At 41.5% G+C, this 11,732-nt stretch carries 9 protein-coding genes and 14 tRNA genes; all 23 read left to right on the top strand.

The features are described 5' to 3' along the window. Nucleotides 1–107: 107 nt before the first annotated feature. Nucleotides 108–182: transfer RNA gene (locus C162_RS28915), tRNA-Glu, on the top strand. Between the two features lie 20 nt (nucleotides 183–202). Next, a tRNA-Val gene (locus C162_RS28910) sits at nucleotides 203–278 on the top strand. A 33-nt stretch (nucleotides 279–311) separates the two neighbouring features. After that, nucleotides 312–388, top strand: a tRNA-Met gene (locus C162_RS28905). Nucleotides 389–392: 4 nt separating this feature from the next. After that, nucleotides 393–470 (top strand) — tRNA-Asp (locus tag C162_RS28900). 21 nt (nucleotides 471–491) lie between these two features. Then, nucleotides 492–567, top strand: a tRNA-Phe gene (locus C162_RS28895). 15 nt (nucleotides 568–582) lie between these two features. Then, nucleotides 583–658: transfer RNA gene (locus C162_RS28890), tRNA-Thr, on the top strand. Nucleotides 659–663: 5 nt separating this feature from the next. Continuing rightward, nucleotides 664–749 (top strand) — tRNA-Tyr (locus tag C162_RS28885). 5 nt (nucleotides 750–754) lie between these two features. Then, nucleotides 755–828: transfer RNA gene (locus C162_RS28880), tRNA-Trp, on the top strand. Nucleotides 829–855: 27 nt separating this feature from the next. Beyond that, nucleotides 856–931, top strand: a tRNA-His gene (locus C162_RS28875). A gap of 48 nt (nucleotides 932–979) precedes the next feature. Next, nucleotides 980–1,055, top strand: a tRNA-His gene (locus C162_RS28870). 20 nt (nucleotides 1,056–1,075) lie between these two features. After that, nucleotides 1,076–1,150, top strand: a tRNA-Gln gene (locus tag C162_RS28865). Between the two features lie 6 nt (nucleotides 1,151–1,156). Beyond that, nucleotides 1,157–1,231: transfer RNA gene (locus tag C162_RS28860), tRNA-Gly, on the top strand. Between the two features lie 8 nt (nucleotides 1,232–1,239). Then, nucleotides 1,240–1,313: transfer RNA gene (locus tag C162_RS28855), tRNA-Cys, on the top strand. Nucleotides 1,314–1,342: 29 nt separating this feature from the next. Continuing rightward, nucleotides 1,343–1,421: transfer RNA gene (locus C162_RS28850), tRNA-Leu, on the top strand. Between the two features lie 400 nt (nucleotides 1,422–1,821). After that, nucleotides 1,822–3,006 (top strand): sensor histidine kinase, encoded by a 1,185-nt coding sequence (locus C162_RS28845; RefSeq protein ID WP_051494012.1) that lies wholly within the window; start codon nucleotides 1,822–1,824, stop codon nucleotides 3,004–3,006. Further along, complete coding sequence (locus C162_RS28840; RefSeq protein WP_179090519.1) at nucleotides 3,003–3,647, top strand: response regulator transcription factor; 645 nt, start codon at nucleotides 3,003–3,005, stop codon at nucleotides 3,645–3,647. The genes C162_RS28845 and C162_RS28840 overlap by 4 nt, the downstream gene beginning before the upstream one ends. A 235-nt stretch (nucleotides 3,648–3,882) precedes the next feature. Continuing rightward, a complete protein-coding gene (locus C162_RS28835) occupies nucleotides 3,883–4,815 on the top strand; it encodes an ABC transporter ATP-binding protein (RefSeq protein WP_036700505.1) in 933 nt (310 codons plus the stop codon). Between the two features lie 13 nt (nucleotides 4,816–4,828). After that, nucleotides 4,829–6,106: an ABC transporter permease gene (locus tag C162_RS28830; RefSeq protein ID WP_036700504.1), complete on the top strand. Its 1,278-nt coding sequence runs from the start codon at nucleotides 4,829–4,831 to the stop codon at nucleotides 6,104–6,106. Beyond that, nucleotides 6,054–7,214, top strand: a complete 1,161-nt coding sequence (locus C162_RS28825; RefSeq protein WP_036700502.1) for an ABC transporter permease — start codon at nucleotides 6,054–6,056, stop codon at nucleotides 7,212–7,214. The genes C162_RS28830 and C162_RS28825 overlap by 53 nt, the downstream gene beginning before the upstream one ends. A 36-nt stretch (nucleotides 7,215–7,250) precedes the next feature. After that, nucleotides 7,251–7,430, top strand: a complete 180-nt coding sequence (locus C162_RS28820) for a hypothetical protein (RefSeq protein ID WP_036700500.1) — start codon at nucleotides 7,251–7,253, stop codon at nucleotides 7,428–7,430. Continuing rightward, nucleotides 7,423–8,142, top strand: a complete 720-nt coding sequence (locus tag C162_RS28815; RefSeq protein ID WP_036700498.1) for a thioesterase II family protein — start codon at nucleotides 7,423–7,425, stop codon at nucleotides 8,140–8,142. Before C162_RS28820 ends, C162_RS28815 begins: the two co-directional genes overlap by 8 nt. A gap of 75 nt (nucleotides 8,143–8,217) precedes the next feature. Continuing rightward, nucleotides 8,218–9,327 (top strand): IS21 family transposase, encoded by a 1,110-nt coding sequence (gene istA / locus C162_RS28810; protein ID WP_051494011.1) that lies wholly within the window; start codon nucleotides 8,218–8,220, stop codon nucleotides 9,325–9,327. A 226-nt stretch (nucleotides 9,328–9,553) separates the two neighbouring features. Next, nucleotides 9,554–11,732, top strand: a 2,179-nt coding sequence (locus C162_RS28805) for a non-ribosomal peptide synthetase (protein WP_156949734.1), incomplete at its 3' end; no start/stop codon positions are given.

Below are 11,732 nucleotides of genomic sequence, written 5' to 3'. Positions count from 1 at the left end.
GTGTCCGAGTTTGGCCGAAGGAGCACGATTGGAAATCGTGTAGGCGCCACAAGCGTCTCGAGGGTTCGAATCCCTCTCTCTCCGTAGCAATAATTTTTACACAGCATGGCTCGTTGGTCAAGGGGTTAAGACACCTCCCTTTCACGGAGGTAACATGGGTTCGAATCCCATACGAGTCACCAATTTTTTGGAACTGATACATGGAGGCTTAGCTCAGCTGGGAGAGCATCTGCCTTACAAGCAGAGGGTCGGGGGTTCGAACCCCTCAGCCTCCACCATCTATCTTTAACCGAATAGATTTTGTTCAATGACGCGGGGTGGAGCAGCCCGGTAGCTCGTCGGGCTCATAACCCGAAGGCCGCAGGTTCAAATCCTGCCCCCGCAACCAATTTGGAACCGTGGTGTAGTTGGCCTAACATGCCTGCCTGTCACGCAGGAGATCGCGGGTTCGAATCCCGTCGGTTCCGCCATTTTTACCAAATTATTTATATGGCTCGGTAGCTCAGTCGGTAGAGCAAAGGACTGAAAATCCTTGTGTCGGGGGTTCGATTCCCTCCCGCGCCACCATATACAACTTAATATGCCGGTGTAGCTCAATTGGTAGAGCAACTGACTTGTAATCAGTAGGTTGGGGGTTCAAGTCCTCTCGCCGGCACCATCCGTGGAGGCTTAGCGAAGTGGCCAAACGCATCAGACTGTAAATCTGCTCACGTACGTGTTCGGTGGTTCGAATCCATCAGCCTCCACCATTTGTAGGGGCATAGTTTAAAGGTAGAACAACGGTCTCCAAAACCGTTGGTGTGGGTTCAATTCCTGCTGCCCCTGCCAAGTAATTTCATATAAAAGAATCATATGGCGACCGTGGCGAAGGGGTTAACGCACCGGATTGTGGTTCCGGCATTCGTGGGTTCGAGACCCATCGGTCGCCCCATTTCTTTTATAAGAATTACATAGCAGTACAACTTAAAAGCTTCACATGGCGACCGTGGCGAAGGGGTTAACGCACCGGATTGTGGTTCCGGCATTCGTGGGTTCGAGACCCATCGGTCGCCCCATTTTCTTTTAAACAATATATTGGGGATTAGCCAAGCGGTAAGGCAACGGACTTTGACTCCGTCATTCATAGGTTCGATTCCTATATCCCCAGCCATTATATGCGGACGTGGCTCAGCGGTAGAGCATCGCCTTGCCAAGGCGAGGGTCGCGGGTTCGATTCCCGTCGTCCGCTCCATTTCATGTGGTGCCATAGCCAAGTGGTAAGGCAAAGCTCTGCAAAAGCTTTATCCCCAGTTCAAATCTGGGTGGCACCTCCATTATTTTTTTGGAAATTATATATGTATACGCCGGCGTGGCGGAATGGCAGACGCGCTCGACTCAAAATCGAGTGGGAAACCGTGGAGGTTCGAGTCCTCTCGCCGGTATAATAATAAAAAGGATCTTACATCTACTTAGGAGTAGATGTAAGATCCTTTTTATTATTAGTGCTCTTATGACTGTAGAGAATCAATTAGAAATGCTTTTGTTGAAAAATTGGGTAAAAAAGAAGCACATTCCTGGCTTACATACTATCCCAAGGGGAGGATGGTGATGTCAAGAGGCTTTGGTTAGTTCTTCAGCCATTACCAGCCATTATACGTTGAGGTGACTCGGTAAGTAGAGCATCACCAAGACGGGCTCGACTTAAAATTGAGCGGAAAGTCGTGGAGGTTCGAGTTCTCTGGCCAGTATTTTAAAAAGGGTTATTATGAATAAATGGTTTTGTGTTATATTATAGGTAAAACCTGTATGTAAAAATTGCAACTAAGTAAGAGGGACTGATTCATGGTAAAATTAAGTGTACTTGGAAATAAGATGGTGATACAGAAAGTTATTATGGGATTTTCACTGTTCTCAATGTTTACAACGCTTCTCCATAAGTATTCAGGAGATGAGCAAATCATTCTGTTCCTCACTGTAGTTATTTTTATTTTTTTTGTGAATGATTTCACTAGAGAAAGGTATCAGAAGCATACCAGCATGATGTGGATTGTATCCTTTATTTTCAGTAATGTATTGGCAGGATTCTTACTCTTTAAAATTTACTGTATTGGTACTCAGATTTACATTATTATATTACTGGTCGAAATCATTGTAAGCACACATAAAATTCCTATATATATTTTGGGGTTACATTTTACTATTTTTGCTGCTTCGCTGATAGCTGATCATACCACTCTCAGAGATATTTTATCATCTTATTTAATCATCATATCTATTGTCTACCTGTTTCGAAACGGAGTGCTTGAGAAGTCTAGAACTCAAGAGCTAAATCAGGAATTGCAGCTGGCAAATAATAAACTTCACGAATACTCTCATAAGATACAGGAGCTGACGATTTCAAAAGAAAGAACAAGGATTGCCCAAGAGCTCCATGACTCCCTGGGACATTATCTTGTCGCCTTAAATATGAACCTTGAATATGCTAGTACAGTCGTTAACATAGAGCCTGATAAAGCAAGATCGGCTATTAATAAAGCCCATCAGCTCTCTAAAGAATGTATTGTTGATCTTCGGAAAACTGTAGTTCTTCTAAGCGAGGAGCGACTATCCAAAGAACTTGAACAATCCCTTAGTGAGATGTTCAACAACTTTACCGGCACAGACAAGATTCAATTCGAACTGGATATGGATCAAGAAATAGAATATACAGATTCGGATATCAAGAATTGTATATATAAAACTGTTCAGGAGTCCATAACTAATGGCATCAAACATGGGAAGGCCACACGTTTCTCAATTGCCATTTACAAATATTCCGATCATATCTCCTTGCTTATTCATAATAATGGAACTGGCAGTAAGGAGATCATTAAATCTAAAGGGATTCAAGGGATTGAGGAGAGAATTTTAGCCTTGGGAGGGAGTGTTTTTTTTCATTCGAATAACTCTTCAGGATTTAACGTTGAGGCCAGTATTCCCAGAATTGCTGACGATTTTGAGGTTAACAAGGAGGAACATTCATGGTGAATATTATTATAGTGGATGATCAGCAAATTGTCCGGGAAGGCTTGAAGATGATTCTTAGTCTGAATAATGAAATCAGTGTAATCGGTGAAGCTTCTAATGGGGAAGAGGCACTGGAGCTTCTAACCTATAGCTCTCCCGAAGTAATTCTCATGGACATCAGAATGCCTGTAATGAATGGAATTGAAGCAACCAAATTGGTCAAAGCTAAATATCCTGATATAAAGGTGATTATTCTAACCACCTTTAACGACAATGAGTATATATTTGCAGGCCTTAAAAATGGAGCTGACGGATATATATTGAAGGATTCAGGTGCCCAGGAAATTATTTCGTCCATTAAGACCGCCTGTGAAGGAAACATCCTTTTAAATCCGAAGATTACACGGGAGGTAGTGAACGCTCTGAACTCAGCACAGAATACAGGAACAGAAATTATACGGAATGAGCAAATTCTTCAGTTACTTACACCACGTGAGCTTGAGGTCGCCAAATGCATTATGGAAGGCAAAAGCAATAAAGAGATCAGCACTAACCTGTTTATTACTGAAGGTACTGTTAAAAACTATGTCTCGCGAATGCTGGAGAAGCTTGAGCTTAAAAACAGAACAGAATTAACACTTTGTCTGCAAAAATCACTGTAATCCCGGTATGTGCGCAGACTGAGGTTTCAGTTAAGCCGTCCTTATCGTAATCCGTCTATCTCAGACGGATTACGATAAGAACGGCTTATTTATTTTTTCCTCCTGTATGACTAAAGTAATCAACATAACTGGTTACTAAAGTAATACTCGGATTGAGTACTATAGTGAATATTTATAAGTGGATGCGGGGGGTACAATGAGAACAGATCAGAAATGAACGAGAGGTGCTTCGCAAATGCTTGAATTAATTAATTTGACCAAAACCTACAATAACGTCAATGTGGTTAACAATATTTCGCTAAGTGTGAAGCGTGGTGAAATTTTTGGCCTATTAGGTCCTAACGGAGCAGGAAAATCAACGACTGTCTCTATGATCAGCACAGTGCTAACACCCAGCGGCGGAAGTATTATCATCGATAATAAATCACTTAAGGATCATCCTATTGAGATCAAGAGAATCATGGGGATCGTACCGCAGGATCTGGCTTTGTACCAAGCTTTAAGTGCCAAGGAGAATCTGGAGTTCTTCGGGAGTCTATACGGACTTGGCGGAAAAAAGTTAAGAAGCAGGACGGATGAGGTTCTAGAGATTATAGGGCTGCAAGACAAAAGAAGCCAGGATGTGGCTGAGTTCTCCGGAGGGATGAAACGCCGGGTCAATATTGGAGTGGCACTTATGAACAATCCCAAGCTATTGATACTTGATGAACCTACAGTAGGTATCGATCCTCAATCCCGAAATCATATTCTGGAGACAGTAAAAAGACTGAATCAGGAAAGAGAAATGACTGTGATCTATACGAGTCATTACATGGAAGAAGTAGAGTACTTATGCAGAAATGTTGCCATCATCGACCACGGATCTTTGATTGCTCAAGGAACAAAAGAAGAATTAAAGCATGGCTTGGCTGCTTGTGACACACTAACGGTGAATTTTAGCGAAGCGAGTAAGGAAGCGCTTGAACAGCTAAAACGGATCTCCGGAATATCTAAGGTGGATATAACAGGTAATCAAATCAGGATGCTGGTTTCAACCAGCGACAGGAATGTGATTGAAATTGTTGATGAAATTAAGAATACGGGAATAAAGCTTACCAGCTTCAACTATGAGGAAGTTAATCTGGAGAGTATCTTTCTGCAGATCACAGGAAAAGATTTAAGGGGGTAATGGGGGTGATCAAATGAAAAAGCTACTGCGTTTATTCCTGCTGGATCTGCGGCTGCTGACTAAGAATAAAACATTTTATCTCAAGCTTATTCTGTTTCCATCAATCTTGATACTCATCCTGGGAACTGTGTTTAGTGATTCGAGCTCTCAAATTAAAGCATTTCATGTAGCCTTTTATAATGCTGATAAGGGTGCTTCGGTTGATAATCAGATCATAACATTAGGAAATGTCTTAAGAGATACATTATTGAAACAAGAAGAACTGAAGCGAATCGTGAATTTACAAGAAACAGCTAGTTACGCGGAAGGCAAGCAATTACTCCAAGACGGTAAAGCGGCAGTATTAGTATATGTACCGGAAACCTTCACTAAGGCTGCTATTCATAATGAAAAAGCAGATCTTGTACTAATAGGTGATCATGATAAGCCTCTGGAAAAAGAGATTGTTTCCACAATTCTGGATCGATTCAATGCAAGTATCAGAACTACGGATGTTGAACAAAGAACGATTCTTCAAGCCATATCCAGTAAAGGCAATATTCCTAAAGAGCACATACAAAAGGCTCTCAGTCAGATTGGCGGCAGCCCTGGGCTCAGTCTAAAGATACCTGTGACTCCAACTAATGATAAAGCTGTTCCCATAGATGCTATGCAGTATTACTCCATTGCCATGGTAGTAATGTTCTCTATAATGACGGCTTTTGTGCTGGTTCACAGTATTGTGGACGAGAAACAAAATCATACGCTATTTAGAATCAAATCCACACCCACATTGAATATACAGTATGTGCTTGGTAAGTTGTTTGGAATTATTTTATCGGTTGTTATTCAAATGACTATTGTCATCATTATTAGCCGGTTAGTATTCCAGATGAAATGGGGGAATCCTCTTGTTCTTCTTGTAATAACTGTTGTTTATGCTTTTGCCATTGGCAGCATCATTCTGTTATGGGGATTTACTGCGAAAGACCATGTGACAGTTTCCAGTCTAGCTTCGCCGGTGCTTTATATTTTTAGTTTCTTGGGTGGGAGTTTTATCACCAAAAGCGGGTTACCGGATAGTCTGCGTGTTATTCAGACGATCATCCCTAATGGTAAAGCGATTAATTCCTATCTAAAAGTATGCCAAGGGGTGGGCCTCAGAGGTATTTATATCGATTTGCTTGAGCTTCTGGGCATAGGGCTGATATTTGTGTTCTTTAACATTATGGTATACAGCGGAAAAGGGTGGAATCAACGTGCAATTTATAGTCATGGTAAAAAACCAACTGAAACTGATGTTGCGAAATAGAATTGCAATATTTGCAACCATCGCAGTTCCTTTAATCTTGACCTTCTTGTTTTCCTTCTCGCAAGGAAGCGGCCAGGTTAGCTTATACGTAGCTGATGCAGATCAAAGCTTATACTCCAATCAGCTCATGGATATGATTCAACAGCACCAGGTTAAGATTGTACATTCCGATGAAACGACGATAAAAAAAAAGGTGGATGATCAGGACATTCCTTTTGGATTGGTCATCCATCAGGGGTTTGACACCCGTCTGTCTTCAGGGAAGGAACTGCCTATGTATTTCGTTCAAAACTATGAGAACGGGGATGGCATGATTCTGGAGGAGATCATAACAGGTGAAGTAAGTACCCTCCAGAAGGTCATTCACGATACCCAGATGGTTTCTAAGGAACTGAATATAGAGGATTCGGGAATGAATACTAGTATATTTGCGGAGCTTCATAAGGCCTCTAATCTGACGGTTGATGATCAAACAATAAGCAGTGGTGAGAAGACTCATGATAAGGCTACGGCCAGATTAATCGGGTTTCTGGTTATGTTCATCTGGTTTGTTGTTGTTCAGGGATTAAGAACCTTGATTGATGAAAAAGAGAATAATACGCTGAGCAGGCTGTTAAGCACTCCAGTAAATTATAAGAAATATTTGCTGGCAAAAATGATGTCAACCTATCTGTTTGGGGCGGTTCATATCTTCGTTATTCTGGCGGCTGGCAAGTATTTGCTTAAGATTAGAATTGCAGACCATGCACTTGCAGTTGGAGTTCTGTTCGCTGCTTATTTATTTGCCCTGACCAGTGTGACGATGATTGTTATCCCGTTTATGAAGAATCAGAAACAGTTTACCTCTTCGGCTTCTATTCTCATAGCTGTAACCGGAATGCTTGGCGGCTCCTTCTTTTCAATGGAAATGGCCCCTCAATTCATGCGGACTCTTTCGAAGCTCACTCCAGAGTCCTGGGCAATCGAATCCTTATCAGATGTCATTTTTGGCCATCAGACAGTGACTTCAGAGTGGGTTCCGTTGGTTGTATTTGCAGTGATCGGGGCTGTTGGATTGGCAGCGGGGTTCTTGTTAACGGGTAGAGAGCTTAAGGCTATGAGGAGCTAATAGCAATTCAAAAAACTAATTCAGGAAGTGATTAGGATGGGCACAATGGAATTAATCGGTATCGTGGAGCTCATAATCGGAATTCTTATTAACGTATTTATTGGAACATTAGGCCAGGCGATATTTAGAAAAGACGACAGGACCTCAAGAGTTATTTTGCGAGTCATCGGGGTCTTCCTTATCATCAATGGCGTTTCAAGAGCTTTTCATGTCTAAGAAATTATTGTTTTGTTTGCCATATGCCGGAGGATCGGGTTCGCTCTATTATAAATGGAGCAGTCTTCTGAGCGATTCCGTTCAACTCTGTCCCATCGAGTTGAAAGGAAGAGGCCGAAGGATCAATGAATTTTTTTATGAAGATATCAATGAAGCTGTTAACGATATCTATTATCAGTTAGCAGAGAAGATTGAACACCATGACTATGCTGTTTTTGGACATAGTATGGGAAGCCGTCTGGCCTATAAGTTATATCACAAAGTTGACCGAATGAATAACAGAAAGCCCACGCATATCTTTTTCTCGGGCTACGGCGCTCCAAACTTCTCTAACCGTAAAGATATGATTCACCGGTTACCCGATCCAATGTTTATTCAGCGAATTATAGAAATGGGGGGGACCCCGGAGGAATTTGCAACCAATAAGGATCTGCAGAAGCTGTGTCTTCCGGTATTAAGAAATGATTTTAGAATTCTGGAGAAGGATACGGTTCTGGAAAGTGAACAGAGGCTTGATTGCAACATTTCTATATTATCAGGGAATAGAGATACCTTAAGCTGTGAAGCGTTAGAAGGGTGGAGACAATTTACAGATAAGCAATGCAAGCTGTATATGTTTGAAGGAAATCATTTTTTTATCAACCATCATGCTGCTGAGATTACAGCTATTATTAATGAGACTCTAAGAGAAAAGGAGCCTGTTAAGCTTTGATACTCCCAAAAGTTAGTTCTCTTCAGGTGTTCCTGATTATAGAACTGACAAATAAGCTCTCAGGGGGGACACAGAATGAGAAAAGAGGAGTATCTTGCTATTCAAGAGATGAAGCAAAAAGGGATGAGAGTCAGTCAAATTGCCCAATTATTGGGCAGAGACCGCAAAACAATCAGTAGATGGTTAGAAAGCAAGCCACCTGAGGACCACCCTTCGTTCAGTATGCCTAAACTGGCTCCATATAAAGATTATATCTATCAGCGTATGAATGACGGATGTTTAAATTCGGTTACCCTGTTAAGGGAAATCCGGCATTTGGGATATCAAGGTGAATCCACCTTGTTAAGGGAATACATGAGGCCTTTACGTTCTCAATTCAACGCTGGGTCTAATGACACTAGGACATACAGAGAAGTGTTGCCTGGCGAGGAAGCAAGGGTAGACTGGGGTGAGATGACTGTCAAGCTGCAGGGCATAAAAACAAAATTACATGTTTTTGTCATGACATTGGAGTATTCACGGATGGTCTATGCAGAATTTATAGAAAATCAAAAGCTCGAAACTCTGTTAAGCTGCCAACTCCGTGCCATGGAGTATTTCGGAGGCATTACCAGGCAGGTGATCTATGAGAATCTGCGGAGTATCTCAAGCGGTCTGGACAGCCAGGGTAGGGTGATCTGGGACCGGCGTGTAATTCAATTTGCAGAGCACTACCATTTCACGATAGAATTTCTGGGCTCCGGCTTCAAGCATGGTCATGGGGAACGGGGAATAAGATTCCTGAAACACAATTTCCGTCTATATGATTTTAATTTCATGGATTTGAGTGAGGTAAATGAAAAGGTGCAGGGCTGGATGAATTATATTGCCAATCAAATTCAGGTCAACGCCACTGCTAAGAATGCCATGGAATGTTTAGCACTGGAGGAGCTTCAGCCGATCAATAGGGAGTTTTTCAAGCTTACTGATTATTATTCCAGGAAAGTCTCCGGCCACTGCCTAATTTCTTATGAAACAAATCATTATTCCGTTCCATCCGATTTTGCTGGCCAGGAGGTATATATCCTTGAGCACAATGGGGCTATCCATGTCTTTCACGGGAAGCAAGAGATAGCGGTTCATCAAAAGGCGGTTGGAAAACACCAGATTTTCCGCAAAGAGCAGCACAGGAAAAAAACATATTAGGACCTCCCCTTTCCCTTTTTTCGTTTTGGGATAAGGGGTAGTTCTTTTTGCAGTTTAACTTTGAGAAAGCTGTTTTAGGCATAATGGGGAAATTCAAATGATGGAAATGGGTAAAAAATTACTTCATTGACAAAAAAAGATTACAGGTATATCATTCTATTTGTTCAATATATTTACTGATTTTTTTTTTATTAGACTGGCGAAATAAGTCGCATTATTGAGGAATATGGCGAATTTTATCTATTATCCTCTAAAAATAAAAGTTAAGGAAAAAGTTATTCTGAATTTAAAGGTGAAGGGGTTCAAGATGATGTCTGAATATTCGGAAAAGGGTAATTTGATCGAATCAGGAAATGTACCGGCGGAGTTCACCAGCACTTTTTTCCCAACTGATTATACTAGCCGTGAGAAGAGAGAGAGCCGAAAAGAACAAGTTATATTTACAGCATCGAAAGAATTATGCATAACATTGAACAGTGGTTCTTATGAATCCATACATTGCATACTGTCTGCAGCATTGATCCTGTTGTTGTATAAGTATACGGGAGAACGTGATATCGTCTTAGGGGCCTCCCGATTCAACAATGAGCTGGCACTGGTGAGCCGGATTAATGAAACAAGCACACTAAAGACTTTATTAACAGACGTTAACAAAATATATTATGAAGCTCTTGAAAATCAAAAAGACCAAAGTACTAAACAACATGGCTCTCTATATGACACGATGATTGTTCTCGAAGGATTCCAAGGGCAAATGAGTTCAGCAGCTTGTGATGCAGATATGCTGTTCACTTTTACCAAAAAAGATCAGATTCTTGAAGGAACCATTCAGTATAATGCGAACTTGTATAAATGCGATACAATCCTCAGAATATCCACTCATTTGTTAAAAGCACTGGAAGCAATATTGTGCTCTCCCGACACCGCAATATTGGATACGGACATCCTCACATTCAAGGAAAAGCAGCAACTGCTATATGAATTTAACGACCACACTGCAATATATTCCCAAGAAGCAACGTTCCAGGATTTATTCGAGCAGCAGGTAAAGAGAACACCATTAAATACAGCAGTGGCACAGGGAAATCTGACAATGACCTATCAGGCTCTGAATCAGCGGGCAAACCGTTTAGCAAGAACCTTACGGTTAATGGGGGTGAAGCGTGAATCCATTGTAGGTATAATGGCAGACAAGTCTATGGAAACAATCGTTGGTATCATGGGGATACTAAAAGCGGGAGGCGCCTTTGTACCGATAGATCCCGGTTATCCGGGAGAGAGAATACACTATATGCTGGAGGATAGCGGGGCGGAATTACTTCTAACAACGGAAAAAGTTAATGTTATATCAGACTATAATGGCCGTATTGTCAGGCTGGACGATGAATATTTGTATAATAATGATTCGTCCAATCTGGTAAGTATGAGCACCGCACAGGATATGGCTTATGTGATTTATACTTCAGGAACTACTGGAAGACCTAAAGGTGTAATGGTTAAACATTGCGGCATAAGTAATCTGAAGACTATATTTGAGAATGATTTAGGCATTTATGAAAAAGACAAAATTATTCAGTTTGCCAGTTTTTCATTCGATGCTTCGGTATGGGAGATGAGTATGGCCCTGCTAAACGGTGCTGAATTGCACCTTCTCTCCAACGAAATTATAGGCAGTTATTCTGATTTTACAGAGTATATCAGCCACAATCAGATCACCGTTATGACGCTGCCGCCGACGTATCTGATTCAATTAGACAGCAATCAAATAAACACTTTAAGATTACTGGTGACGGCTGGCTCTTCCATAAGCAGGGCGTTACTGGAACAATGGGCACCTAAGGTAAAGTATATTAATGCTTATGGGCCAACGGAATCTACGATCTGTTCTACAATGTGGGCCTGTAATATCCCGGAAGCTGAAATGGCAATTGAATTTCCAGTTGTGCCTATCGGCAAGCCTATTGCCAACCTGAAGGCATATATAGTAAATGGATATAATCAGCTTGTACCTATCGGCGTTGCCGGAGAGTTATGTGTCTCCGGGATTAGCCTGGCAAGAGGGTATCTGAATAAAGCGGAATTAACAGATGAAAAATTCGTAGAGAATATTTTTGAACCTGGAGCTACAATGTACAGAACCGGGGATCTTGTCCGCTGGCTGCCAGATGGAAATATAGAGTTCATCGGGAGAATAGATAGTCAGGTCAAAATAAGGGGCTACAGAATAGAGACCGCAGAAATTGAATATCAGTTGCTTAAGCAGGAAGGCATCAAAGAGGCAGTTGTGGTAGATAGAACCGATAAATGGGAAGAAAAATATCTGTGTGCTTATGTAACAGCAGACACGGAAGTGAAGCTCGCACAGGTAAGAGATGAGTTAGCCAAGGTGCTCCCGTCTTATATGA

Source organism: Paenibacillus sp. FSL R7-269 (assembly GCF_000517865.1).
GTDB lineage: Bacteria > Bacillota > Bacilli > Paenibacillales > Paenibacillaceae > Paenibacillus_AQ.
This window is presented reverse-complemented; position numbering and strand designations above follow the sequence as displayed.

What these genes read in the sequence shown, in the direction of transcription:
- C162_RS28845 (WP_051494012.1), top strand. Translation starts at nt 1,822, where the DNA reads ATGGTAAAATTAAGTGTACTTGGAAATAAGATGGTGATACAGAAAGTT.
- C162_RS28835 (WP_036700505.1), top strand. Translation starts at nt 3,883, where the DNA reads ATGCTTGAATTAATTAATTTGACCAAAACCTACAATAACGTCAATGTG.
- C162_RS28830 (WP_036700504.1), top strand. Translation starts at nt 4,829, where the DNA reads ATGAAAAAGCTACTGCGTTTATTCCTGCTGGATCTGCGGCTGCTGACT.
- C162_RS28820 (WP_036700500.1), top strand. Translation starts at nt 7,251, where the DNA reads ATGGGCACAATGGAATTAATCGGTATCGTGGAGCTCATAATCGGAATT.
- C162_RS28815 (WP_036700498.1), top strand. Translation starts at nt 7,423, where the DNA reads ATGTCTAAGAAATTATTGTTTTGTTTGCCATATGCCGGAGGATCGGGT.
- istA (WP_051494011.1), top strand. Translation starts at nt 8,218, where the DNA reads ATGAGAAAAGAGGAGTATCTTGCTATTCAAGAGATGAAGCAAAAAGGG.